Below are 25,428 nucleotides of genomic sequence, written 5' to 3' on the forward strand. Positions count from 1 at the left end.
AATTTTAAAAAGAGGTAGCAATGTCTAAAGTTATTGGTATCGATTTGGGGACGACAAACTCCTGTGTTGCCATTATGGAAGATGGAAACACGAAGGTTATTGAAAATGCAGAAGGAGCTCGTACCACACCATCGATGGTGGCTTTTTCTGGAACATCTGGTGAAATTTTGGTGGGACAATCGGCTAAACGTCAGGCCGTGACCAACCCTGAAAATACATTGTTTGCGATTAAGCGTTTGATTGGACGTCGTTTTGATGACCCAATGACACAAAAAGATATCGGATTGGTTCCTTATAAGATTATTAAGGCTGACAATGGGGATGCTTGGGTCGAAGCACATGGTGAAAAGTACAGCCCCAGCCAAGTTAGCGCCATGATTTTAAAAAAAATGAAAGAGACAGCAGAAAACTATTTGGGTGAATCAGTCTCTCAAGCAGTGATCACGGTGCCAGCTTACTTTAATGACTCTCAACGTCAAGCAACTAAAGACGCAGGTCGTATCGCTGGTTTGGAAGTGTTGCGTATCATTAACGAGCCAACAGCAGCAGCACTTGCGTACGGGCTAGAGAAAAAAGGCACTGGTACTATTGTGGTGTATGACCTTGGTGGTGGAACTTTTGACGTTTCCATTTTGGAAATTGGCGATGGTGTTTTTGAAGTTAAATCAACCAATGGGGATACATTCCTTGGTGGGGAAGACTTTGACGCTCGCATTATGGACTATTTAGCTGACGAATTTAAGCGCGAAAGCGGCATTGATTTGCGCCAAGACCGCCTAGCTTTGCAACGTTTGAAAGAAGCAGCTGAAAAGGCAAAAATTGAACTTTCTTCAGCCATTCAAACTGACATTAACTTGCCGTTTATCACAGCTGATGCCTCAGGTCCAAAGCATCTTAACATCAAATTGACGCGCGCTAAGCTTGAAGCATTGGTGGCTGATTTGATTGAACGCACAATTTTGCCTTGCAAAGCAGCGATGAAAGATGCGGGCGTTTCTGCTTCTGAGATTGATGAAGTGATCTTGGTTGGTGGGATGACTCGTATGCCAAAGATTTTGGAGACAGTTAAAAGCTTCTTTGGAAAAGAACCGCATCGCGGCGTGAACCCAGATGAAGTTGTGGCGATTGGCGCTGCGATTCAAGGTGCAGTCTTGAAGGGTGACGTTAAGGACGTCTTGTTGTTGGATGTAACGCCATTGTCATTGGGAATTGAAACATTGGGTGGTGTTTTCACACGGTTAATTGAACGGAACACGACAATTCCAACGCGGAAAAGCCAAGTATTCTCAACAGCTGAAGACAATCAAACAGCGGTGACTATTCGGGTTTTCCAAGGGGAACGTGAAATGGCGGCAGATAACAAGATGTTGGGTCAATTTGACTTAATGGGAATTGCGCCAGCACCTCGTGGCATGCCACAAATTGAAGTAACTTTTGACATAGATGCCAACGGTATTGTCCAAGTATCAGCCAAAGATAAGGCGACCAATAAGGAACATCAAATTCGCATCCAGGCTTCTGGTGGCTTGAATGAAGATGAAATCCAGCAAATGGTTAAAGACGCCGAAGCCAATGCGGAGACTGATAAAAAACGTCGTGAATCCGTTGAAGCAAAAAACCAGGCTGAAACCATGATCAATGCGACAGAAAAGACGTTGACTGAACATGGCGATAAAATTTCTGCCGAAGATAAGGCCACGATTGAATCTGATCTGGCTGCCTTGAAAGCAGTTCTAGAGAGCGATGATGCAGAGGCAATTAAGGCCAAAACTGATGCGTTGATGCAATCTTCAATGAAGCTGGGCGAAGCATTGTACAAAGCGCAAGCTGAAGCAGGTGCAGCTGCGCCACAGCCGGAAACTGACCAGCCTCAAGAAGGTACAATTGTTGATGCTGAGTTTGAAGACGTCAAAGACGATCATTCTTCAAAGAAATAATGTTAAGACATATACCCAAGATAAAAGTGAATCTGAGAGTATTTTAATCTTCTCATACCTAAGTGAGGGTTAAGAAAGTCTCAGATGCGACGTCAGAAATTGGCTTCTTCAAATATTTTGGGTATAAATAGTCGTCAAGATTATTTTGTCATTGCGAGGAACGAAGTGACGTGGCAATCTCCTTGTTATATATATTCGAGGAGGTTGCTATGCTTTCTGACGAAGGCTTGCAATGACGTTTTAAGAAATCAAGGTGAGGAAGCATCTTACCTGTTTTCACAGAACCTAAAGCACCTCAAAAAATAACGTTAAAGATAACTGCGATGGCCAAAAAAGATTATTACGAACTTCTGAGTATTGCTCGCACTGCATCCGCAGACGAGATTAAAAAGGCATACCGCAAGCTTGCGATGAAGTATCACCCTGACCGAAATCCGGGTGATAAAGCCGCAGAAGAAAAGTTTAAAGAAGCAACAGAGGCTTATGACGTCTTAAAGGACGAGCAAAAAAAAGCCGCCTACGATCGATTCGGACATGCGGCTTTTGATCAATCTCAAGGTGGTGGCGGTGCCCGTCATCAGGGGGCGGGTGGGTTTGATTTTACCTCCTCTTTTGCCGATATTTTTGATGAAATGTTTGGGGGTGGTTTTGGTGGCGGTGGCCGACAAGAGGCAAACTTGCGCGGTTCAGATATCCGTTATAATTACGAAATCAGCCTTGATGAAGCGTTTAAAGGTGCTGTTGCTAAAATCCGCTACTTGACGGGTGTTCCTTGTGAGCCTTGTAAAGGGTCGGGGTCAGAAAACTCCGCAGCGCCAGTAAACTGCACGATGTGTCGGGGCAGTGGTCGGATTCGTGCCCAGCAAGGTTTCTTTACTATTGAAAAGACGTGCCCTCAATGCCATGGCATGGGCCAAATGATTGAAAAACCCTGTAAAAGTTGTAATGCCACAGGTCGAGTGCGTAAAGAAAAGACAATTGATGTCAAAATTCCCGGTGGAGTTGATGATGGTACGCGGATCCGTATTGCCGGGGCAGGCGAAGCAGGGATGCGAGGGGGCCCAAGTGGTGATCTTTATGTTTTTATCACGATTCGTCCGCACAAAATTTTCAAACGTGAAGGCAAAGACATTTATTGTCGCATCCCCATTACCATGATAACAGCCTCTCTTGGGGGGGAAATTGAAGTACCAACGATTGATGGCACACGGGCAAAAGTTAAGATTCCTCCTGGCACCCAAAGTGGTCACCAATTTAGATTGCGCGGCAAGGGAATGAGTGTTCTGCGCACCACTGTACGTGGTGATATGTATATCGAAGCATCGGTTGAAACGCCGATGAATTTGAGTAAAAAACAGCGTGAACTACTTCAGGAATTCGAAAAACACGGTAAACATGAATCAAATAACCCTGAGTCCTCTGGATTTTTTACAAAGGTCAAAGAATTTTGGAACGATTTAAGTGGGAAGAGTTGATCTCACGCCACCATAAAAAAGGTTGTCGATGAAAATATCTCTGATTGGCATCACGGGTAAAATGGGTCACCATTTGGCTGAACTCATCGCAGATGCACCTGATTTAACGTTGATAGGAGGGGTGACTTCCTCCACCAACCCCCAACGGGGACAAAAACTTTACGGCGTTGAAATCAGTGATGTGCTAGCTCCCGCATTTATGAATGCTGACTTGTTGATAGACTTTTCAACACCCCATACATTGACAGAACATCTTGAGCAGGCTATTTACCATAAAAAACCCCTTGTTATTGGTACGACAGGATTGGAGACCTCTCATTTTGAAGCGCTTCAAGCAGCAGCAACTACTATTCCTCTCTTACAAGCTTCTAATACGAGTATGGGCATTACGATTCTTTCCAATCTCGTTAAAATTGCAGCCCGACAGCTGGATCTGGATTACGACATCGAAATTGTTGAAACTCATCACCGGCAAAAAAGGGATGCACCATCGGGGACAGCTCTAAGCCTTGGTAAGGCAGCTGCTTTGGGGCGTACCCTTAATTTTGATGAAGTCAAAGTGATGGACCGTCAAGGAAAACGCCAAGCAGGAGATATCGGTTTTGCTGTGATGCGTGGCGGTAGTGTTTTTGGCGAACATACAGTGCGGTTCTTAGGTGATGATGACATCATCGAATTATCGCACACAAGTCTGAATCGCCAATTGTTTGCCAAAGGAGCGATCCAGGCGGCGCGCTGGCTGATCAATCAGAAACCTGGGCTGTATACGATGCAAGATGTCTTTGATAGACCTCTTGAAAACCGTCGCCTATAACTCGCTGACGTCCCTAAATTTTAATTTGCAAGCTTCATTTACTTATGTAAACTCCAGTTGCTGCATCAAAAGGTTGCTCGTCATAAAACAAAATTCTTGGGTTTAAAAAAGAGGTTTAATGTCATTTAACAAAACTCTTTCAGTGATTCTGATTACGAAAAACGAATCACAGAACATTCAAAAATGTCTGGAGTCAGTGTGCTTTGCCGCTGAGATAATTGTTCTCGATTCAGGAAGCCAAGATAATACTGTTGAGTTGTGTCGCAAATATACACCTCACGTGTTTGTCACTGATTGGCCGGGTTTTGGCGTGCAGAAAAATAGAGCACTTGATAAAGCCACTTCTGACTGGGTTTTGTCCATAGACGCAGATGAAGTTGTATCCCCAGCGTTAATTCAGAAAATTCAAGAAGTAATTAATAATCCTCAGGCAAAAGACGCCTATAAAATTAAACGAATTACTCAATTTTGCGGTGAATATTTGTATTATGGCGATTGGAAATCTGATTATCCTTTAAGATTATTTAAAAGAAATAAAGCCCGCTTTAAAGAGATACCGGTTCATGAATCCCTCATCGTGGACGGGGAGATTGGTAAGATTCAAGACGTTATTTGGCATAATTCTTTTACCTCACTCGAAGGGGTTATTGCTAAAATGAATGCCTATTCAACCCTTTCGGCGCTCCATATGAAAAATCACGGGAAATCTGCGAGTTTGTTTAAAGCTATTTTTCGGTCTTTATGGACTTTTTTGCGAGGTTATATTTTTAAGTTTGGGTTTTTGGATGGGAGTCGGGGGTTTTTGCTCAGCATTATCAACGCTGAAAGCTGTTTTTACAAATACATAAAATTAAACTTTCTTAAAAATAAATAGAGTAAAATTTTAAACAAATTTGTGGACAGAGGTGATAATTTGTCGCATTATAATTGATAATGTAAGCTGTTTCGCCGGAGTTTTTTATGAGTTTTTCTCTGCTTGAAACCTATCGTCCTAAGGACGATGAACCCTTCATGAATCCATTGCAGCTGGAGTATTTCCGCCGCAAGCTGTTATCGTGGAGGGAGCAACTTTTAAAAGAATCTAATGAGACGATCAACCATCTTCAAACAGATCCTCAAGCTGAACCTGATATTGTTGATTCTGCAGCTAACGAGACAGACCGCACAATTGAGTTACGTGCCCGTGATCGTGAACGCAAGCTGATTAATAAAATTGAGGAAGCTTTGCGCCGTATCGAAGAAGGGACCTATGGTTACTGTGATGAGACAGGTGAGCCAATCAATCTCAAGCGGCTAGAAGCACGTCCCATTGCTACATTGACGATTGAAGCTCAAGAGCGCCACGAGCGTCGGGAGCGTCTTCAGCGCGATTATTAAGAGGAGCTCCTTAAAAATACCTTAAGAGGCTAGTTTCTGACCTTGCATTTGAGGCTCACTTTTATCTTGGCGCTTTTTAAAGAGGACTTATTATTCGCCTCGCGCCAAAATAAAAGCCGCTTCAGCGCTGCTGGCCATAATCCGGTTTCTTAAGGTATTTTGGGTACATAGAGTAAATTTAGTGGGAAACTCCTCTCACTTTAACCCATTGCAACAGAGCATGCGATCCTCTCAACGAGGTGTAATATATTGAAATTTGACATCATTTTCCTCTCAAAATATTTCCCCCTTATCGTTAAGTGAATTCCTGTGGGAATTCTTGCTATTTATAGCTGATTTCGTTACTTTCATTATAAATAAATGTATATAGATGGTCATTACTGAATTTTTCGGTGCTGTCATCCCGAGGAAATGTTAGGCAACGTAGGGATCTCCTTATAAAGAAGGAGATTGCTGCAGCCTATGTCGCCCCTTCGCAGTGATGATACGGGCGAAGGGTGACCATTACTTGAGTATGAAAAAGGGTAAATAAAATGCAGCCAAAACAGTCGTTCCAGCAGATGATCCTAAACTTGCAACAGTTTTGGGCCAACTGGGGCTGTGTCATTTTACAACCCTATGATATGGAAGTAGGTGCAGGGACTTTCCATCCGGCAACAACGCTTCGGGCCTTGGGCCCAGAAATGTGGAATGCGGCATTTGTGCAACCAAGTCGCAGGCCCAGTGATGGTCGATATGGTGAAAACCCGAACCGTCTCCAATATTACTACCAATTCCAGGTGATCTTGAAGCCTGCTCCAGAAAATGCGCAGGATCTATATCTTGAATCACTGAAGGCCATCGGCTTTGATCTTAACAACCATGACATCCGTTTTGTAGAGGATGACTGGGAAAGCCCAACATTGGGGGCTTCAGGTTTAGGGTGGGAAGTTTGGTGTGATGGGATGGAAGCCACTCAGTTTACTTATTTCCAGCAAGTTGGTGGTATTGACTGCGCCCCTGTCTGTGCAGAAATCACTTATGGATTAGAGCGTTTAGCCATGGTAATGCAAGGGGTGGATAGTTTTTTTGATCTGAATTGGAATGGTCAGGAAGGCGCTAAAAAACTTACCTATCGCGATGTTTATCTGCGTAATGAAAAAGAATTTTCTGAATACAATTTTAAAGAGGCAAACATTGAAATACTGCAGCAACATTTCAAGGATGCTGAACAAGAATGTGAACAGTTATTGGCACGCAAGCTACCATTGCCAGCCTATGACCAATGTATTAAGGCAAGCCATTTATTTAATTTGTTGGATGCTCGTGGTGTCATCAGTGTGACAGAGCGAGCTGGCTATATTGGACGGGTGCGGGCTTTGGCAAAGGGCTGTTGTCAAGTATGGGTTGGAGAATAAATCATGGCAGAACTACTACTTGAACTCTTTTCAGAAGAAATTCCAGCTCGCATGCAGTTAAAGGCAGCAGATGAATTGAAAGCTGCAATGGAAACCGCCTTTAAAGAACGCGCGCTTGATTTTACCTCTGTTCAAACTTTTGTAACACCGCGTCGCCTTGTTTGTGTGGTTGATGGATTGGCAAGACAGACTAAAAAATCTACCGAAGAAAGACGGGGCCCTCGCGTTAATGCGCCTGAAGCTGCCATGGCAGGGTTTTTAAAGTCGGCAGGTGTGACGCAAGATCAATGTCTCCAAAAAGGCGATTATTGGTATGTGATCATCACACAAAATGCCCAAGCAACAGCAGATTTAATTCCTGATCTAGTACGGGGGATTATTCGTAGTTTTTCATGGGCAACCTCCATGCGTTGGCCAGGAGCAACATTAACATGGGTGCGCCCAGTACGCTCACTACTCTGTTTGCTTGATGGCAAGACTATTTTCTTTGATGTGCCAGAGTTTGGTATCACGGCCTCCAATAAAACTTATGGGCATCGCTTTTTGGCGCCGGAAGAGTTAATGGTTCATTCTTTTACTGATTACCAAGAAAAATTAGCCAAAGCTTATGTGGTTTTAGATCATGTGCAACGGCAACACCGCATCGAAGAGAAATTGATAGCATTGGCGCAAGAAAAGGAGTGCGTGCTGGAGCCCGATAAAGAATTGTTGCAGGAAGTAGCAGGGCTTACCGAATATCCGAAAGCGATGTTGGGGACAATTAATAAGGAATTTATGCGGCTACCAAAACCTGTCCTCTCTACTTCTATGCGGGTGCATCAAAAGTATTTTACTTTTGTTGACAAAGCTGGGAACATCGCCCCTTATTTTGGTTTTGCTGCCAACACAGTGCCACCGGATGGTGGGAAAGATATGTTACGTGGGTATGAAAGAGTGTTGCGTGCGCGTCTTAGTGACGCAGCATTTTTCTATGACCAAGATTGTAAGAGTGCCTTAGGAACATTGGTGCCAAAGCTTGATAAAATTACCTTTCATGCGAAATTAGGCACACTTGGGCAGCGCATTCAGCGGTTTGCCGCTCTGGTTGACTCAGCAGAGGCAAAACGAGCCGCTATTTTGTGTAAAGCTGATCTTGTCACTTCAATGGTGGGGGAATTTCCTGAACTCCAAGGGATTATGGGGGGAATTTATGCCCGAGTTCAAGGGGAGACAGAATCTATTGCCCAGGCAATTGAAGAGCATTATCAACCGGTGGGCGCGAGCGATTCTTTCCCCCAAAATACAGCTGCAATTGAGTTAGCTTTGGCGGATAAAATGGATGCACTAGTTGGTTTTTTTGGAATTGGGGAAAGACCAACAGGGTCAAAAGATCCTTTTGCCTTGCGTCGCGCAGCTCTTGGGATTATTCGAATTATCCGGGAAAATCACTTAAAGGATTACGATTTACGCGAGAAGTTAAATCTTGCAGCGATGCTTTATACGCAACAAAATATCGTGTTTGCTAAGGGTTTTCAAGTAGATCAAGTTGTTGATTTTATTTTGGAAAGGCTGGCGCATGCTTTGCGGGCTGCTGGAATCCGTCATGATTGTATCGCTGCTGTACTGGAGGCAGAACACCGTGATGAAAATATTTGCTCTTTGGCTGAGCGAGCAGCGAGTCTTCATCAGTTTCTAGAAAGCGAGTCAGGGACTTCTTTGCAGGCAGCTTTTAGGAGAGCTCAAGGGATTTTGGCTAAAAGTGAGATTGACCTTTCCAATCATCAAATAGTTGCATTGCAGTTATTTGATCCAGCAGAAAAGAAGCTGTTGTCGCAGTTGGACCAACTTGCGCATCAGGCGCCAGTCTTGTTGCAAAAGGGCCAATATCTTGAGTTGATGCAGCTGCTCTCTGAGCTGCGTCCAGTTGTGGATGACTTCTTCACTTTGAAAATCAACGATGATGTTGAGACTGTACGTCTCAACCGGTTTGCCTTACTGCAGCAGTTAATTGATCAGACGCGTAAAGTGGCAGATTTTAGTAAGCTTGAGGGTTAATTAGCCTCTGAAAAGCATTCTATCTTTCTTCCCTATCAGGCCTGTTTTCCCCTGTTTGCATGCCAAAATGACGCAGCGGCGGGGAAGGAGGAGTGCTAATAACCGGCCTTTCTAATGGAGGAGCCGGAGGGATGTTGGACGCTCTCCTTAAGGTCGATGAGGGATTTAATCGTTCTTGCTCTCTTAAGCCCCGGTCTCTCGCTTTTTGAAGAATTTGCCGCTGCTGGTTGAGATCAATATTGAGTGCTTCATACACCTTTTTCCCTTTAGTTGCGCGTGTATTAGAAATGACATCTAACTGAGTAGAAGATTCAAAGAGTTCCGTTATGCCTTCAACCATACAAGGTAAACCCTCACGATAGTAGGTAGCCACGAGTTTGTCTAAAAATGAAATCCGTTTTTTAGTCGAAGGTGGCAATTCATGCTGAGAATTAGTAAGATGCCCATATAATGCTGCAATAAGGCAAGAAGGTAAATTATCTAGCTTCGATTTATCCCAATAATCATCAGAAAAGTCCAAAGGATTTCGAGTGAAAAGATTGAGCGACCATTTTAATTTATCTAATCGCTTCTGAGCTAAGGGGTTCTCAGATAGGAGTGTAATACTTTCTAATTCTTCATAACTCTTGGTTATATTTTCTAAGTATAAGCTATTAATATACTCTACAATTTTGTACTCATAATTTTTAGCTATTTGATGAATGCGATTTATGTTGTCCTGAGCCGATTGATCTTTCAATGTAACCCCTGCTAATACGGATGCTAAAGCCATATTTATAAAAGGATTGTTTGGGATCTTCATTGTTTTGATCTCTTTTTCATAGCTAGCGATTTTTTTATAATCACATTGTAAAAGCTCTGTAAAAAGAAAGTCAGTTTTAATGGTATGAGAGAATGACTTTGCCTTCCCCACTATTTCTTTCGTCTCCGCTGCACTGTAAAAGTCATTGATCACTCTTACTAACCGTTGGCGAAGTGGGCGAAGCGCTTCAGCATAATATCTCTCTTTGCTCTTCTCCTGTAGTCGAGTGTGGGCTTGTACTGCTACGTCTTTACCTTCTATGATAAGCTCAAGAACTCTCATTCTTCTGATGTTATCCGCAGACTCTTCTCCTTGTAAAAGCTGGAGATATTCTTGAGAAAGATGGTAATGTTCTACTCGTTCAGCAATTAAATCGATTTGGTTTTGCTGAGGAACTAGAGAAACACCGTCACTTATATCAACGTAGCCTCTGCCCCATCTATTAGAAAGGGTATCTAATTCTTCGTCTTTTTCATCTACCTTTTGTTGAGTTTGGCTGAGTTTAACTAATTGTTCTACTAATTCCTCAAGGCTAACTGCTGGCTGATCGATAGGGATAGAAGTCGGTAAAGCTATATTTTCTGGTGTGGCCTCTATTCGTCTAACTCTTCTTGCTAATTCTTCAAGCATCATTGCCATTCCCGTTTGTGGTGCAGCATTCACTGGTCCTACTGACAAGGAGGGTGATGTCAATAATCCACGAGGAAGAGGAGGTGGAGGCGGTGGTGCGCCAACAGTTGGTGCTGGTGGTGGCGGTGGGGGTGGCGCCAATTCAACAACTGACGCAGAGGAAGGAGTGTCATTTCCTCTGGAGCCGATCCTTCTTTGTAATTCTTTTACCATGCCAGTGTTTTTAGAACTTATAGGTTGGGGGGTGACCGGTATAGGCGTGGATTTTTCCTCTAAAAGACGCAGTTTATGAAAGGGTTCTTCTTCTTTAAAATGCTCTGTGAATCCGATGCAAACTTCTTCGCTTTTATGCAAGGATGTATCTTTATAGAGTAGCTCTGTTTTGGTGAGAATTTGTTCCCAAAAATGTTTAGTTTTACTGGAGGTTTGGAGCGGCTGCAATAAACTACTATTTTGCTCAAGTACATAACGCAAAGCGAGTAATTCTTGATGAGTTAAGTCTTTCAAATTTAAGCCATGAACAATAAATGTTTCCACATCCTCTTTTACAGCTGGATATTTACCAACTATAATTGCGTAAGCCGCGTTATAGACTCGATTATAGGCTTCTTTCAAGTTTTCCACTAACAACTTTTGTTTGTCGGCGTCGAGAGCCTCAATTTTATCTTTGATAATTTGAAACTGCTGTTTTAAAAACTTTTCTGACTGGATATTGCGAAGCTGGGCTTTACGTTGCATTTTTTCTTGAGCTTCCAGAAAAGCAAAAGGCTTTTTTTCGGATGAAAAATTTGGTTGAAGTATAACATCTTCACTAAAAACAGGGGCTAAATCTGTATAAAGATTTTCAGTAAGCTCACACAGCGCTGTATAAAATTCGAATCTTTTTCGAGTGGCCTCTGTATTTTTATCTTGACCCTTTTCTCTCATTTGGTGAGAAAGCGCTAATAATTCGATCGGTGCTAATCCTTCAAGTGCCGAAGATTTATAATCGGTTTCCATGAGCGCATTGCCAATAAATAAGACGCGGTTAATTGGCTTACTTATCAGCAGCTTACGTTGGGGTTCTGAAAGACTGTTATATAAGATAATGAGTTGATCGAAGCTCTCTTTGGCTTTCTGATGCATTTGTGTTATACGAGCGAGTTTTTTATTCTTAAAAGTGGGGTGATTTTCTTTAAAAGTATTTAACCAGTTGCCGCGGTTTTCGACAGTAGCCTCACCTAGACGTGAGACAAGCTGATCATATTCAAGAAAGTGCTGATCATAATAGGTATATACTTCCTCTAAATCCGGACTCCGTAGAGAAAAATCTCGATCTTGAGCGCGTTGCGCAATTTGCAATTCTAAAAATTGCTGGCGACGCTGGCAAGCATGTAACTTCTGATTTAAAGCTTTTTCCTCATTGTGCGCGGCATTCCAGCTGGCCTGATAATTTATGCTGGGAGGAAGAATTGCTAATTTGTGTGTCACGGATTCTCGTAGAGAAGGATCAAGGGTGTCGAGTATCTCGATAGCGCGAGAATCATCTAATAGATTTTGCGAATTAAGCCAATGAGATATTTGATTTACGGTTTCTAGGCGAGAAACCTGAGAGAGGGGTAATACCGGTGGTAAGTCCACCGAATTGACTAAGTTTTGAGGAAGACAAAAGGGACGAGATATTTCTTCCGAATTCCGAGACGGGTGAGTTGACGCTGAAGTGCTTCGCAGTTGAAAGAAGGGGGGGGCCTCTTGCTCTTCCCTAGAAGTGGCTATTTCTTGGGGTATTAAAGGAGTAAAAGATACTTCTTCTTCAACCTCAGAGCCATGGAATGACATAGAAGCATCCCCTTCATGAATAGAAAGAGGAAATTCTTCCCTCCCATCAAGCGTATCTGTATGGAGAGTCTCTATAGGAGAAATAATTGTTTGGTCTAAATCGTCTCCTGTCTCCCCAACAGAATAGTATTCTTCCACCTCAGGGCCATGAAATGACATAGAAGCATCCCCTTCATGAATAGAAAGAGGAAATTCTTCCCCCCCATCAAGCGTATTTGTATGGAGAGTCTCTATAGGAGAAATAATTGTTTGGTCTAAATCGTCTCCTGTCTTATTTCCTGTAGCGTCTTTTTCAGGGGAATCGCTCGAGGGATTTTTAGAAAATATGTGATTCCGTGGCGAATATTTAGGCGAACCTTTTCTTAAGTTCACTTGAGGATGAGTTATGACATCCTTAGACATCTTGTGTACAGGAAAAGAGGTGATTTTTAATGAATTAGGGGAAAAAGTTTCAGCTTTTTCTTTCTCCCCTTTTATTAAAGGGTGATGAGACGAGTATAACCTCTGGCCATGGGATTTTTTATGAGTAAAAGGAGGGGCGTCGGCTTGGATAAAATGCTTTAAGTCTTTGATAGCAAAAAAACCAGCAGGAGGTAATGTTTGATCGATCGACTTTCCAAATAAAAACTTTTTAAAATCCTCGGGGATATTAAGAGAGGAAGGGCCAAAGTGGGCAGAGAATGTCTCTGGTGATTTTGGAGAGAAAACGTCCATAGAATGATTAGGCTGGGAGTCTGAAAGTTGAGTATCTTTTACCCCGTAGATACCCAAACCGCTTAAGAAGTTGCTACTTCCTTCATAGAGGGCAAAAGCAGCTCCATATCCCAAAACGGAGATAAAAGAAAGTTTGAGGACGATTGAAGTTTGAATAATAAACCTACTTTTTATTTTTAACTGAGTTTAAAATGCCGTACAATTGAGATGAAATAATAGGTGATTAATAACTTTAATTTCATTTTTATAAATGATAACTTTGTATATTATCCGTGCTTAAAAAGCAAACAGAAATCGCTTTTCGTCCAATTTTTTTTATGAGCTAAATTATATAGTGATGGCTTAAAACCAGTATAGAAAAAGTCAAACTTTTAGATAGAGACCTCTGGTTCGGTGGTGTTAATTAGAGCCCCTTGTAGCGGCTTTTGTTTCTATCCTAAAATTGATTTTTAATGCCTTTAATTCATTTTCAATATCAGCAATTGAAAGAAGGCCGGTTGTCTCTTTTACTTTTCCGTTAAAGAGAAATGCGGGGGCGTAGTCAATGTGGTATTTTTTTTGCGCTTCAAAAGCGGTGCGCAAAATTTCCTTACCCAATGGTTCGTCATTAAGTCCACTGAGGCATTGGGCTTGTGTCATTAAGTGATGGTTGGTGGCAACTTTGCATATTTGATCTTGCCAATCAGCTTGTCCAGCCCAGGTCTCGTAATTGCTTACCAATATATGGCTTACCTTTTGATAAGCCTCAACATTTCGAGCTTCCCAAGCAATTTTTGCCGCGTCAAGAGCAGAAGGGTCAGTTGGGAAATCCACCATGGTGAATTGAATAAGCCCTTTTTGAATGAATCGAGTTTCAATTTCTGGTAAAACTTCATCTTTAAATTTTTTGCAGTGAATACAGTTAAGCGAATGAAACATCACAATTTTTAAGGGTGCGTCGGCGCTACCAAATATAACAGCAGGGAGTGTTGATTGAAAAGATTCAGAGTCAGTAATAGGGGATTGAGGGGCATCAGGAGAGGGGATAGGTTGCCGTGCTTCTACGGTGAAAAACGCAGAAATCAAGATGAGGGCGCTTGCGCTCGGGAGAAATTGAAAAAACATTTTTTGCTCACTGTACTGATCTTAATTTTATTTTACGTTAAGAAGTGTCGGATGAAAAGCGTTTCGTTGCGAAAAAAATAAAAATAAGCTAGTACTTATAGACTAGAGCGGAGCGACCTTGAGCAGAAAAGGTCCAGAATGTGCTTTTAAGCTAAATATTCCTGCGCTCTGAGTTCTGTGAGCAAAATTTAATGAGGATGATTTTGGGATGTTTTTAGCCGAGAAGGAAACCAAGTTTCGAAGGAGTAGTTTATCGCCGTCGAGAAAATTGGTGAAAGTCGCCGGCCAAATCAGCTCAAATGAACTTCTTTCAATTTTTGTTCAGAGAATTTAAAGCCCCAATAATAATTTAATTGCTGATTAGAACGATGTTAGACAAACACTTTACGCCACAAACAGTTGAAGGTCCGTTATACGAAAAATGGGAAGCTTCGGGCCTTTTCGCCTGTGATCCACACTCTTTGAAACCTGCTTATACCATCATGATGCCACCGCCCAACGTGACTGGAACGTTGCACGTGGGGCATGCATTGACATATACGCTTCAGGATGTGTTGATCCGCTTTAAGCGCATGTGCGGTTATGATGTATTGTGGCAACCCGGAACAGATCATGCAGGAATTGCCACCCAAATGGTTGTCGAGCGCCAGTTGGAAGCGCAAGGTGTCAGTCGTCATGATTTAGGGCGCGATAAGTTTGTTGAAAAAGTATGGGAATGGAAAGAATATTCCGGTAATACTATTGTTGAACAGCAGCGTCGTTTAGGAATTACGCCCGACTGGTCACGCCAACGCTTTACACTGGACGAAGGATTAAGCCATGCGGTACGTAAAGTGTTTGTTGAGCTTTACAATCAGGGGCTTATCTATCGTGATAAGCGCTTAGTCAACTGGGATTCCAAGTTGCAAACAGCTGTGTCTGACCTTGAGGCACTTTCCCAAGAGGTCAAAGGTCATTTGTGGTATATCGCCTATCCATTGGCGGACAACCCAAGTGAATCTATTGTGGTCGCAACCACTCGTCCGGAAACGATGTTGGGCGATATGGCAGTCGCCGTTCATCCTGAAGATGAACGTTATCAACATTTGGTTGGTAAAATGGTTAAGTTGCCGCTAACGGACCGCCAGATTCCTATCATTGCTGACGAGTATTGTGATCGTGAAAAAGGCTCAGGGGCAGTAAAAATGACGCCGGCACATGATTTTAACGACTTTGAAGTATGTAAACGCCACAATATTCCAATGCTCAGCATTTTAGACTTTAAAGCGCATATGAACGAGAATGTACCTGAAGCGTATCGCGGGTTAAGTGTTGAAGCAGCGCGTAAAAGGGTCTTAGAAGATTTAGAAGCGCAACAGCTGTTGGTGAAGATTGAGCCAATCATTCATGCTCAGCCCTTTAGCGAGCGTTCAGGTGTTTTAATCCAGCCGCTCTTAACAGATCAGTGGTTTGTGGATGCTTATACATTGGCTCAGCCGGCAATTAAAGCGGTGGAAGACGGAACCACAAGGTTTGTGCCAGATCACTGGAATTCAACTTATTTTGAATGGTTGCGCAATATTCAGCCTTGGTGTATCTCACGCCAGATTTGGTGGGGGCATCAAATTCCTGCTTGGTTTGGCCCAGATCAAAAAATCTTTGTGGCCGAGACGGAAAGCCAAGCGCATGAACAAGCGATGCGACATTATGGTCATCAAGTTGAGCTTGTTCAAGAAACAGATGTATTGGATACGTGGTTTTCGTCAGCCCTTTGGCCGTTTTCCACGCTTGGTTGGCCTGAAGAGACTGTGGAGCTCAAGCGTTATTACCCCACGGACGTATTAGATACGGGCTTTGACATTATCTTTTTCTGGGTAGCGCGGATGATGATGATGGGCTTGCACTTTACTGGGCAGGTGCCATTCAAGACTGTTTACATTCATGCTTTGGTGCGCGACGAAAAAGGTGCCAAGATGTCAAAATCGAAGGGCAACGTGCTTGATCCACTTACCTTGAGTGATGAATATGGTTGCGATGCCTTGCGTTATACTTTGGCCTCACTCGCAGTGCCGGGCCGGGATTTAAAGCTAGGTGAATCGCGGATTCAAGGCTCCCGTAATTTTATGACAAAGTTATGGAATGCGGCGCGTTTTCTAGAAATGAATGCTTGCGTGTATCAAAAGGCATTTGACGCATTAACGGCTAAATTGCCCGTAAATCGCTGGATTGTTAGCGAATTTGCGACTCTAACAAGCAAGGTTTACCGCGCGATTGAGGCCTATCGATTTGATGAAGCGGCAGCGGATCTCTATAAATTCTTGTGGGGCACTTACTGTGACTTCTATCTTGAATTCTTAAAACCAATTTTTGCGAACGTGGAGGAGGCAAAGGCGCTTCAAGAAAGCCGGGCAACCGCGTCCTGGATTTTAATGGAGTTCATGAAAATCGCGAATCCCATTATCCCCTTTGTGACAGAAACATTATGGGAACAATGTGGCGGTGAAGGATTGTTGATGGCTGTTGAATGGCCAATATATGGGCGTGAAGCTGTTGATGCGCGGTATGTTGATGTTTCGGCCCAAGAGGAAATGAATTGGTTGGTTGAATTGGTTTCAGCAATTCGCTCTCGGCGCACAGAATTTAACGTGCCGCCTGGAATGCCCATTCCTTTACAGATTTTTGAAGCAACGCCTGAGTTGGAGGCACGTGTTAAGCGTCATGAGATTATCATCAAGCGTTTGGCAAAGATTTCTGAGTTGTCGGTTGGGGTCGGTCAGTCGGAAAACTTAAAAGGCGTGATTCAGTTTGTTCTTGGTGCTGCCACCATTATTTTGCCATTAGGGCAAAGTATTGATTTGGAAGCCGAAAAACAACGCTTGCACAAAGAAATGCAAAAAGTACAAACGGAGCTGGAGACAGGCTTAAAGCGCCTTTCCAATATGGACTTTATGGCCAAAGCTAGACAAGAAGTCATTGATGAGCTTAAAGAACGAGTTTCAAATCTTGAAGTGACAATTGAAAAAATTAAAGATGCGTTATTGCGCATCGCCTAATTGATTATTACCTAAGGATAGGACAGTTAAGAATAAAAATGCGATTCCCTCGTTGGGCCCATGACTTGAGGGTTGTACGGAAAAAAATGAACGACTGCTAAAGGAGTATGTTAGTTTGAATAAGCGCCCCATTTTAGACACCGTTAAGACACCTTGCGATATGAAGCATTTGTCGGTTGCGGACTTGCACCAATTGGCAGATGAAGTGAGATCGGAAACTATTGAAGTTGTTTCGAAAGTTGGTGGCCATCTTGGGGCTAGCCTTGGTGTGATTGAGCTAACAGTGGCCTTACATCATGTGTTTAATACGCCTGATGATATTTTGATTTGGGATGTAGGTCACCAGGCTTATCCCCATAAGATTTTGACGGGCCGCCGAGAGCAAATGTCAGGGTTGCGACAAGTAGATGGGCCTTCTGGTTTTACCAACCGTCGCGAAAGTGTCTATGATCCTTTTGGTGCAGCTCATGCCTCCACATCGATTTCTGCAGGGCTTGGCTTTGCCGTCGCGCGTGACTTAGGTCACAAGAAAAATCATGTGATTTCGGTGATTGGGGATGGTTCCATGAGCGCAGGCATGGCCTATGAAGCGATGAATAATGCCGGTGCTTTAAATAGTCGTTTGATTGTGATTTTAAATGATAATGACATGTCGATTGCCCCTCCTGTCGGTGCGATGAGCAACTATTTCTCTCGACTTATTTCCTCCCGCTCCTATCAATCCATCAGGCAAATGGCGAAAGACTTGGTTAGTCACTTGCCAGCGCCCGTGGAGCTTGCCGCCAAACGTTTTGAAGAATACGCGCGGGGGATGATCTCTGGTGGCACATTGTTTGAAGAGCTTGGCTTCTTTTATGCAGGGCCCATTGATGGCCATAATTTAGAGCATCTGATTCCTTTATTGACCAATGTGCGCGATATGGAAGAAAATCGTCCTGTCCTCATTCACATTGTCACTCAAAAGGGTAAAGGTTATGCGCCGGCCGAATCGTCAGCCGACAAATTTCATGGTGTGGCTAAGTTTGACGTGGTGACAGGAACTCAGCAAAAGCCCCAAGCCACTGCACCCAGCTATACCAAAGTTTTTGCGACAAGCCTCTGCGAACTGGCAGCCAAGGATGACAAAATTGTGGCAGTGACTGCTGCCATGCCATCCGGGACAGGGCTTGACCTTTTTGCTAAGCAATTCCCCAATCGTTGCTTTGATGTCGGGATTGCTGAACAACATGCGGTAACCTTTGCTGCAGGCCTTGCCTGTGAAGGCTTAAAGCCTGTGGTTGCCATTTATTCAACCTTTTTGCAACGCGGCTACGATCAGGTGGTTCACGATGTGATGTTGCAAAAACTCCCTGTTCGTTTTGCCATCGACCGGGCTGGACTGGTGGGAGCCGATGGGGCAACCCATGCGGGAAGTTATGATCTGTCATATCTTGGATGTTTGCCTGATATTGTTTTGATGGCACCGGCTGATGAGCTTGAACTGAAGCATATGGTGGCAACCTCTCTTGCTATTGAGGATCGTCCGTCCGCGTTTCGGTTCCCGCGTGGAGATGGACTTGGGGTAGATTTAACTGTCCCTGCCCAGATTTTGGATATCGGTAAGGGGCGCATTGTGCGTGAAGGAACGAAAGTCGCGATTTTATCTCTTGGCTGTCGTCTGCCAGAAGCTTTAAAGGCGGCTGATATTTTAGCAGCTCATGGCTATTCCACAACAGTGGCTGACGCGCGTTTTGCTAAGCCGGTAGATGAAGCGTTGATTGTGCAGTTGGCAGCGCATCATGAGGTTTTAGTGACAGTAGAGGCAAATGCCACGGGTGGTTTTGCTACCCAAGTGATGCATTCCTTGGCACGGCAAGGGGTTTTTGATCGAGGAATTAAGTTCCGCCCAATGTGCTTACCCGATGTATTGATTGACCACGACACGCCAGCAGCGCAATATGAAACCGCAGGACTAGTTGCCAAAAACATAGTTTCTGAGGTAATAATGGCGTTAGGTGGTCATGTAATTGTTAAACCTACTAAAGTAGCGTAAAGGGTATATAAGATGGATATTATTTTAATGCCTCTCCTTAGTGTGATTATAATTGCCTTGAATCTTTATTGGTGGGCTGTGATGATTTACGTGATTATGGAATGGTTAGAGCATTTCAATATCATCAATCGTTATAATCAAGCGATATATAATATTCACACCTTTTTATTCCGTATTGTTGAGCCAGCCTTAGTGCAAATCCGTAGGGTACTACCCACCATGGGAAGTATGGATATTTCACCCATTATTCTCCTTTTATTGATTGTCTTTGTCCAAGGTGTGGCTGCTAAATTAATGTTGAAGTTTATCTAAATGTTAAAGTTCCTCTAGGTAATGATTGAATAGTCTATGGTTGAGCTGATTGATGGGAAGAAAATTGCAGCACTAACGCGTGAACAGGCAGCTACACGCGCGCATGCCTTTACGCAGAGCCAGGGGAGAGCCCCTGGCCTGGCAGTGATTTTGGTTGGCCATAATCCAGCAAGTGAAATTTATGTCAATCGCAAGATCGAAGCCTGTCATCAGGCGGGCATAACCTCTTTTCTACACTCATTTGAAGCAGATATGAGCGAGGAGATGCTTCAGCAGACCCTCCAGCATTTAAATGGGAATGTGACTGTGGATGGAATTCTCCTGCAACTCCCTCTTCCCGCCCATCTTGACGCACATAAAGCGGTTTCAACCATCTTGCCCCGTAAAGATGTGGATGGTCTCCATCCCTATAATCAAGGTCTCCTTAATCAAGGGCGTCCTTTGTTTTCACCCTGCACACCCCAAGGATGTATTCAACTACTGCAAAGTTGTTGCGATTCGATTGCGGGGGCCAATGTTGTTATTATTGGGCGTTCTATTTTAGTCGGCCGACCTTTAGCGGCCATGCTGACCAACCTTGATGCCACCGTCACACTGGCGCACTCACATACAAAAAAGTTGGCACACATTTGTGCAGCGGCAGATATTCTCATCAGCGCTGTGGGTAAGCCGCAGTTTTTGACAGCTGATTACGTGAAGCCAGGGGCGATTGTGTTAGATGTAGGCATCAACCGCCTGCAGTTGGCTGAGGGTAAAACAAGACTTGTTGGTGATGTGGATTTTGACAGTGTTGCTCCTAAAGTATCGTTCATCACACCTGTTCCAGGGGGGGTGGGGCCAATGACCATCGCAAATTTGTTGCTTAATACGGTAAAAGCTGCTGAACTGAGCGTATAACGATCCCGATGGGAGATATCTACTGCGTTAGAAAAGGACTGGAAAACCATGAAAACAATAGCAGTGCCAATCAAACAACCATTTCAAAAACCACAATCCCCTTTATTTGGTTCCGGGCCAACGAAAAAATTCCCTGACTGGACCTGGGGTCATTTAGACAATGCTTTATTGGGAAGATCGCATCGCTCAGTTGAAGGAAATAAGCGATTACAGGAGGTGACCGACTTGACTCGCACCATTTTAGAGGTGCCAGAGTCCTACCAAATCGCCATCATGGCAGGTTCAGCCACTGGTGCGATTGAAGCCGCTTTATGGACGCTCTTGGGCAGTAGGGGAGTTGATGTTTTTGCCTGGGATGTCTTTGGTAAGCTTTGGGTGACTGATGTCGTGCAGCAGCTCGCAATCCAAGATCGACGGATTTTTGAGGCTGATTTTGGCGAGCTGCCAGATTTGTCTCAGTATAACCCCCAGCGTGATGTGGTCTTTACCTGGAATGGTACCAGCGCGGGCGTTTGCGTGCCCAACCTTGATTGGATTCCAGAAAATCGTGAGGGACTAAGCATTTGTGATGCAACCTCATCAGCCTTTACCCTACCGTTGGAATGGAATAAGTTGGATGTGACTGCTTTTTCCTGGCAAAAAGGATTGGGGAGCGAAGCCGCGCATGGCATGCTGGTTTTGAGTCCGCGTGCCCTTGATCAGCTGCAACACTATACACCTTCCTGGCCGATCCCACGGTTGTTTCGGCTCACAAAAGGCAAGCAATTAATTGACGGCATTTTTATTGGAAAAACCATTAATACACCTTCTATGCTTTGCGCAGAAGATTATCTGGCGGCTCTTAGCTGGGCTAAGGAAATAGGTGGCCAAAAGGCGCTTACCACGCGAACCCTTAGTAATTTTAAGGTATTGGACGTTTGGTTAGACAATCACCCGCATTTGGAGTATTTAGCAACAGATAAGGCCACCACTTCACCAATCTCGGTATGCTTTAAACTTAAAGAGAGCACTGTTTCTAAAGCACAACAGGCAGAAATCATTCAAAAAATTTGTCTGCAGTTGGCAGAGTTGGGCGTAGCGCTAGAGATTAAAAATCACTACCTAGCACCGGCGTCTTTCCGCATTTGGTGTGGTCCAACGGTGGAGGCAGAAGATCTTGAGCGACTCACTCCCTGGATTGACTGGGCCTTGTCTTATTTTGTATAAAGGGGATTAGTCCGAACCACTTACTTCTACCACCATGGCTGCTACCTTTTTCATCAGAGTGGGCAGTGCATAGTTTTTAAAGTCTTGTGGCATAACTTGAATATCACCTAGCTGATCTTCGCCTGTGGCTTTGACAACGGTGAGACGGAGTTGAAAGTGGGTAAAGGTGTGGATAATTTGTTTAGGGAGCACCGTCCACTGCGTAGTCGTTAGATGCAGCGGGACGTCGATAAATGCTTCATATGGTTCTGGGCGCCACGGGGTACCAGGAAATTCCATCAGATTGGCGAGGAGACCTTTTTCTGGACGGCGACGCAACCAAATACGACCCTCATTATCTTCATACCAAAAGGTAATACCATGAAGGACGGGTCTGGCTGCTTTTACTTTTTTACGGGGAAGCAACCCCGCGATCTGAAGCCCCGCGACACGACAATGCTGCTGAATGGGGCATTCCTGACAAAGAGGTTTTTGCGGCTTACAGATAGTCGCACCGAGATCCATCAATCCTTGGGCAAAATCACCAGACCTAGCGGGCGGCACATAATCTTTCACTACTTCACGTATTTCTTGTTGTAGCTGAGGAAGTTCAGTCTCTAAATGGAGCAGTCGTGAAAAGACGCGGATGATATTGCCATCCACGGGGACCACTGGGCCATTATAGGCGATAGCTGAAATAGCAGCAGCAGTGTAGGGACCAATGCCAGGTAGCAAGAGTAATGTTTCCAAATCTTGAGGGACTTGTCCTTGATGGTGGGCGACAATTTTTTGGATGCATTGATGTAAATTACGGGCTCTTGAATAATAGCCGAGTCCTTGCCAGCCATGATAAACCTCATCTTTTGTGGCAGCTGCAAAATCAGTTAACGTGGGCCATCGGTTGATAAAGTGATGGAAATAGTCAATCACCGTAGCGACAGTGGTTTGCTGCAGCATGATTTCACTTAAGAGTACATGATAGGGATTGGGTGCCTTTCCGGGATTGGCTCGCCAGGGAAGGTGCCTATGCGTCGCATCATACCACGCTAATAAAGATTCATCCAACCTCATGAAAGCAGACGAATCTGGTTGCGATAGTTTTCAGGAATGGCAATGCTTAAAAGCGCTTGAGTGGTACTATTCACTACTACTTCTTGTGGGACATCATGAGTAACAGGAAAATCCGCTGTCATTCTGCCTCTTAGTAGGCCTGCTACTATATCTGCTGTTTTACCACCCATAGCTTTACGGTCATAGGCAACAGCCGCTAGAACACCACTTGCCACAGAAGCTGAGTCATTCGCAAAAACAGGGATTTTTTCTTGATTGGCAATGTTTGCTACCGCTGATGCGGCGGCCATTACTGTATTATCATTGGGAAAATAGATAGCGTCAACCTTACCAAGCAGAGATTTTGTTGCAGCCACAACTTCAGCGGTATTATTGGCGGCAGCATAGACAAGTTCAATTCCTGACGCGTTGGCTGCTTGTTCCATTTGTTTTAAAATGCTGACGGAATTTACCTCAGATGGATTATAAAGGATACCCAGTTTTTTGAGAGGAGGAACAAACTCTTGTATCATTTTTAATTGGGGGTCTGCTGGCATATAGTCACTGATACCGGTTACCCCCTCGGCAGTTTTGTCGTAAGCTGTTACTAATTTTGCTGCCACGGGATCGGTGACCGCGGTAAACACAAGAGGGACGTGTTCTTGTCTGGCTATAGAAATCAGTGTTTGCGCGCTTTGGGTTGAAAGCGCAACTATCACAGCGGGCTTTAGTGTCTGGAATTTCTTGGCAATTTCGGTGGCCACAGAAACATTCCCGTTGGCATTTTCATAAACGATATGAACAGTTTCACCATCTTTAAAGCCTTGTTGTTGGAGGGCATCAATCATGCCTGTGCGCACTTCATCGAGCGTGTGGTGATCAATAATTTGAGTGATGGCAATAATCGGAAGGTCAGAAGAGTTACTATTAGGAAAAAGATAAAACGCAGAAAAAGTAAAAAAAGCAGCTAGAGGAATTAGATACTTAGTAAATTTTTGTAATTTGTTGGCCATGATAATCTCGGTAAATCAATTTTATAAATAATGGGTAAAGTATTCAGAAAAGAAATGCGACAACAACAACGCATGGTGGATGTTCCTTTTGGTTAATAAGATTTTATTACAAATACAAGCAGTTATATCGACTGCTTTTTTAATACAATCGCATGGCACAGAACCTAAGTCTTATTGCCATCTCCTTCTTATGTATTGAGGAGATTGCTCGAAGCTTTGGCCCTTCCAATGGCGAGTAATTTAAGAGGATAATACTTAATCACATGAGTATACATCAAGCCAAAAAACTATTTACTGGCTGCAGCAGACTCATCTTTTCGCAGAATATCATCTAAATCCCCCCAAACAATGTCGAGATAGCTACCGACATGGCGGCCATTAATCATCACTTGCGGAACCGTTTTTTTCCGGTTTTTGTCTCCAGTTCCTTCAGAAGGGCTGGATTGTTATCAACAAGTTTTTCTGTGTAGGGGATCTTTTTCCCATCTAATTCTTTTTTAACAGCGGTACAATAATAACAACTCTTGGATGAGTAGATAATGACTTCAACATCTTTTTTTGTCTAAAGTTGGTGGTGCCGCTTCAGTTGTTGGTGTCGTTGGTTGGGGCGCAGTTACTGCATTTGCAACGCTTGTCAAAACTGTTATTATTGACAAACTGGATAAAATTTTTATTATCATCACGTTTAAATCACCTCTAAATTTGTTTGTTGAACTGTAGGAAAAATTGTCTATTTTATCAAGTAGAATCCTTGTCCATCTTAAATATTGGAATAGCCTGGGGTTAAACCTGTTGCTTCCCGCCCGCTGCCTTAGTTGCGGCGATCACGCTAATAGTACTAATCAGTTATGCGGCCCCTGTTGGAAAAATCTTGAATTCATTACTACCCCTTTTTGCGAGCGTTGTGGGCATCCGTTTGTTGTCGAACAGTCCCATCTGATTTGTGGGGACTGTCTCCATCAACCCCCTTTGTTTGCTGCAGGCAGAGCGGCATTTCGCTATGATTCATTAATCCGTGATCTCATTTTAAAACTAAAGCATGGGGATGCTACCTATTTGGCAAAACCTTTAGGATTGTGGCTTGCGCGCAGCGGCAAAGATCTATTGCTTAAAAGCGACGTGATTATTCCCGTTCCCTTGCATCGTTGGCGACTGTTTAAGCGACGATATAACCAGGCAACATTGCTAGGCCGGGAGTTAAGTCGCCATAGCGGCGTACCTCTGTTAACAAATATTTTGCAGCGCCGCAAAAACACAGAATCGCAGCATGGAAAATCCCGTAAAGCGCGAGCAGCAAATGTGAAATCTGTTTTTAAAATTGACTCTAAGGATATAGCACTACTCAAGAAAAAATCTATTTTACTAGTTGATGATGTGTGGACGACTGGGGCTACCCTCGAAGCCTGCATTAAAAGCTTAAAAAGGGCAGGGGCAAAAGATGTTTATGTTTTAACTCTGGCCAGAGTGGTGAAAGGCGTTTAAAATAATTTTAAAAGTAAGAAGGAGAAAGTTTATGGCTAAAGTTATTGTTTATAGTAAAGATTATTGTCCTTATTGTGTTAAGGCGAAAAACCTTTTCAAGAAAAAAGGAGTTGAGTTCCAGGAAATTGATATCACCCATGATGCTCATTTACAAGAAGAAATGTTTGCTAAAGCGCAAGGTCGGCGCACTGTACCACAAATCTTTATCAACAATCAGCCTGTTGGCGGTTGTGATGATTTATATGCTCTAGAGGCAGCAGGTAAGCTTGATCCATTGTTAGCCTAGTTTTAGATCCTGCGCTATTTGTCATGCCAGCCTATGC

Annotated in this window: 20 protein-coding genes; 15 read left to right on the top strand and 5 right to left on the bottom strand. The window is 43.6% G+C overall.

Annotated elements, in window-relative coordinates; genetic code table 11:
* The first annotated feature begins 20 nt into the window (after nucleotides 1-20).
* The 7 genes from dnaK to glyS all read left to right on the top strand — a co-directional run bounded on the left by dnaK (nucleotide 21) and on the right by glyS (nucleotide 9,034).
* Nucleotides 21-1,937 (top strand): molecular chaperone DnaK, encoded by a 1,917-nt coding sequence (dnaK, locus tag IG80_RS0106625; protein ID WP_032113039.1) that lies wholly within the window; start codon nucleotides 21-23, stop codon nucleotides 1,935-1,937.
* Between the two features lie 323 nt (nucleotides 1,938-2,260).
* The gene (dnaJ, locus tag IG80_RS0106630) at nucleotides 2,261-3,412 is read left to right on the top strand and encodes a molecular chaperone DnaJ (RefSeq protein ID WP_032113040.1); all 1,152 of its coding nucleotides are present in this window, start codon (nucleotides 2,261-2,263) and stop codon (nucleotides 3,410-3,412) included.
* A gap of 28 nt (nucleotides 3,413-3,440) precedes the next feature.
* Entirely contained in the window at nucleotides 3,441-4,226 is a 786-nt protein-coding gene (gene dapB, locus IG80_RS0106635) for a 4-hydroxy-tetrahydrodipicolinate reductase (protein WP_032113041.1), read from the top strand.
* Between the two features lie 118 nt (nucleotides 4,227-4,344).
* Entirely contained in the window at nucleotides 4,345-5,100 is a 756-nt protein-coding gene (locus tag IG80_RS0106640) for a glycosyltransferase family 2 protein (RefSeq protein WP_032113042.1), read from the top strand.
* A gap of 86 nt (nucleotides 5,101-5,186) precedes the next feature.
* Nucleotides 5,187-5,603, top strand: a complete 417-nt coding sequence (gene dksA, locus IG80_RS0106645) for an RNA polymerase-binding protein DksA (protein ID WP_032113043.1) — start codon at nucleotides 5,187-5,189, stop codon at nucleotides 5,601-5,603.
* 533 nt (nucleotides 5,604-6,136) lie between these two features.
* Nucleotides 6,137-7,000 (top strand): glycine--tRNA ligase subunit alpha, encoded by an 864-nt coding sequence (locus IG80_RS0106650; protein WP_032113044.1) that lies wholly within the window; start codon nucleotides 6,137-6,139, stop codon nucleotides 6,998-7,000.
* A gap of 3 nt (nucleotides 7,001-7,003) precedes the next feature.
* Complete coding sequence (gene glyS, locus IG80_RS0106655; RefSeq protein WP_032113045.1) at nucleotides 7,004-9,034, top strand: glycine--tRNA ligase subunit beta; 2,031 nt, start codon at nucleotides 7,004-7,006, stop codon at nucleotides 9,032-9,034.
* A 19-nt stretch (nucleotides 9,035-9,053) separates the two neighbouring features.
* Here the strand turns inward: glyS and IG80_RS0106660 are convergent, their stop codons facing one another.
* Together IG80_RS0106660 and IG80_RS13255 are read right to left on the bottom strand one after the other, a co-directional pair.
* Nucleotides 9,054-13,112 (bottom strand): hypothetical protein, encoded by a 4,059-nt coding sequence (locus IG80_RS0106660; protein ID WP_198027248.1) that lies wholly within the window; start codon nucleotides 13,110-13,112, stop codon nucleotides 9,054-9,056.
* A 285-nt stretch (nucleotides 13,113-13,397) separates the two neighbouring features.
* Entirely contained in the window at nucleotides 13,398-14,102 is a 705-nt protein-coding gene (locus tag IG80_RS13255) for a DsbA family protein (protein ID WP_052046172.1), read from the bottom strand.
* A 368-nt stretch (nucleotides 14,103-14,470) separates the two neighbouring features.
* On the opposite strand from IG80_RS13255, the gene IG80_RS0106670 reads away from it, so the two are divergent.
* The 5 genes from IG80_RS0106670 to IG80_RS0106690 all read left to right on the top strand — a co-directional run bounded on the left by IG80_RS0106670 (nucleotide 14,471) and on the right by IG80_RS0106690 (nucleotide 21,581).
* Nucleotides 14,471-17,134, top strand: a complete 2,664-nt coding sequence (locus IG80_RS0106670; protein WP_032113047.1) for a valine--tRNA ligase — start codon at nucleotides 14,471-14,473, stop codon at nucleotides 17,132-17,134.
* Nucleotides 17,135-17,249: 115 nt separating this feature from the next.
* Nucleotides 17,250-19,166 carry a 1-deoxy-D-xylulose-5-phosphate synthase gene (gene dxs / locus IG80_RS0106675; RefSeq protein WP_032113048.1) on the top strand — a complete coding sequence of 639 codons (1,917 nt, stop codon included), beginning with the start codon at nucleotides 17,250-17,252 and terminating at the stop codon, nucleotides 19,164-19,166.
* A gap of 12 nt (nucleotides 19,167-19,178) precedes the next feature.
* Complete coding sequence (locus IG80_RS0106680) at nucleotides 19,179-19,478, top strand: YggT family protein (RefSeq protein ID WP_032113049.1); 300 nt, start codon at nucleotides 19,179-19,181, stop codon at nucleotides 19,476-19,478.
* Nucleotides 19,479-19,514: 36 nt separating this feature from the next.
* Complete coding sequence (gene folD / locus IG80_RS0106685) at nucleotides 19,515-20,375, top strand: bifunctional methylenetetrahydrofolate dehydrogenase/methenyltetrahydrofolate cyclohydrolase FolD (RefSeq protein ID WP_032113050.1); 861 nt, start codon at nucleotides 19,515-19,517, stop codon at nucleotides 20,373-20,375.
* Between the two features lie 63 nt (nucleotides 20,376-20,438).
* Nucleotides 20,439-21,581 carry a phosphoserine transaminase gene (locus IG80_RS0106690; protein ID WP_032113475.1) on the top strand — a complete coding sequence of 381 codons (1,143 nt, stop codon included), beginning with the start codon at nucleotides 20,439-20,441 and terminating at the stop codon, nucleotides 21,579-21,581.
* Between the two features lie 6 nt (nucleotides 21,582-21,587).
* Here IG80_RS0106690 and mutY read toward each other — a convergent pair whose 3' ends face one another.
* The 3 genes from mutY to IG80_RS16785 all read right to left on the bottom strand — a co-directional run bounded on the left by mutY (nucleotide 21,588) and on the right by IG80_RS16785 (nucleotide 24,164).
* A complete protein-coding gene (gene mutY / locus IG80_RS0106695) occupies nucleotides 21,588-22,631 on the bottom strand; it encodes an A/G-specific adenine glycosylase (RefSeq protein WP_032113051.1) in 1,044 nt (347 codons plus the stop codon).
* On the bottom strand, nucleotides 22,628-23,623 hold the full coding sequence (locus IG80_RS0106700) for an ABC transporter substrate-binding protein (RefSeq protein WP_052046174.1): 996 nt from the start codon (nucleotides 23,621-23,623) through the stop codon (nucleotides 22,628-22,630). Before IG80_RS0106700 ends, mutY begins: the two co-directional genes overlap by 4 nt.
* 385 nt (nucleotides 23,624-24,008) lie before the next feature.
* Entirely contained in the window at nucleotides 24,009-24,164 is a 156-nt protein-coding gene (locus IG80_RS16785) for a glutaredoxin family protein (RefSeq protein WP_084756279.1), read from the bottom strand.
* A 17-nt stretch (nucleotides 24,165-24,181) separates the two neighbouring features.
* On the opposite strand from IG80_RS16785, the gene IG80_RS15055 reads away from it, so the two are divergent.
* Genes IG80_RS15055 through grxC form a run of 3 tightly spaced genes read left to right on the top strand, consistent with a single transcriptional unit; the run spans nucleotide 24,182 to nucleotide 25,391 of the window.
* Nucleotides 24,182-24,343: a hypothetical protein gene (locus IG80_RS15055; RefSeq protein WP_156962077.1), complete on the top strand. Its 162-nt coding sequence runs from the start codon at nucleotides 24,182-24,184 to the stop codon at nucleotides 24,341-24,343.
* 6 nt (nucleotides 24,344-24,349) lie between these two features.
* On the top strand, nucleotides 24,350-25,105 hold the full coding sequence (locus IG80_RS0106705; protein WP_032113052.1) for a ComF family protein: 756 nt from the start codon (nucleotides 24,350-24,352) through the stop codon (nucleotides 25,103-25,105).
* Nucleotides 25,106-25,136: 31 nt separating this feature from the next.
* Complete coding sequence (gene grxC, locus IG80_RS0106710; protein ID WP_032113053.1) at nucleotides 25,137-25,391, top strand: glutaredoxin 3; 255 nt, start codon at nucleotides 25,137-25,139, stop codon at nucleotides 25,389-25,391.
* Nucleotides 25,392-25,428: the final 37 nt, after the last annotated feature.

This window comes from Candidatus Paracaedibacter symbiosus, assembly GCF_000757605.1.
GTDB lineage: Bacteria > Pseudomonadota > Alphaproteobacteria > Paracaedibacterales > Paracaedibacteraceae > Paracaedibacter_A > Paracaedibacter_A symbiosus.

Excerpts from the sequence above, each read along its gene's own strand:
- IG80_RS0106670 (WP_032113047.1), top strand. The coding sequence starts at position 14,471 with ATGTTAGACAAACACTTTACGCCACAAACAGTTGAAGGTCCGTTATAC.
- dksA (WP_032113043.1), top strand. The coding sequence starts at position 5,187 with ATGAGTTTTTCTCTGCTTGAAACCTATCGTCCTAAGGACGATGAACCC.
- IG80_RS0106680 (WP_032113049.1), top strand. The coding sequence starts at position 19,179 with ATGGATATTATTTTAATGCCTCTCCTTAGTGTGATTATAATTGCCTTG.
- folD (WP_032113050.1), top strand. The coding sequence starts at position 19,515 with ATGGTTGAGCTGATTGATGGGAAGAAAATTGCAGCACTAACGCGTGAA.
- IG80_RS0106650 (WP_032113044.1), top strand. The coding sequence starts at position 6,137 with ATGCAGCCAAAACAGTCGTTCCAGCAGATGATCCTAAACTTGCAACAG.
- mutY (WP_032113051.1), bottom strand. The coding sequence starts at position 22,631 with ATGAGGTTGGATGAATCTTTATTAGCGTGGTATGATGCGACGCATAGG.
- dapB (WP_032113041.1), top strand. The coding sequence starts at position 3,441 with ATGAAAATATCTCTGATTGGCATCACGGGTAAAATGGGTCACCATTTG.
- grxC (WP_032113053.1), top strand. The coding sequence starts at position 25,137 with ATGGCTAAAGTTATTGTTTATAGTAAAGATTATTGTCCTTATTGTGTT.
- IG80_RS13255 (WP_052046172.1), bottom strand. The coding sequence starts at position 14,102 with ATGTTTTTTCAATTTCTCCCGAGCGCAAGCGCCCTCATCTTGATTTCT.
- glyS (WP_032113045.1), top strand. The coding sequence starts at position 7,004 with ATGGCAGAACTACTACTTGAACTCTTTTCAGAAGAAATTCCAGCTCGC.
- dnaK (WP_032113039.1), top strand. The coding sequence starts at position 21 with ATGTCTAAAGTTATTGGTATCGATTTGGGGACGACAAACTCCTGTGTT.
- IG80_RS0106640 (WP_032113042.1), top strand. The coding sequence starts at position 4,345 with ATGTCATTTAACAAAACTCTTTCAGTGATTCTGATTACGAAAAACGAA.
- dnaJ (WP_032113040.1), top strand. The coding sequence starts at position 2,261 with ATGGCCAAAAAAGATTATTACGAACTTCTGAGTATTGCTCGCACTGCA.
- IG80_RS0106700 (WP_052046174.1), bottom strand. The coding sequence starts at position 23,623 with ATGGCCAACAAATTACAAAAATTTACTAAGTATCTAATTCCTCTAGCT.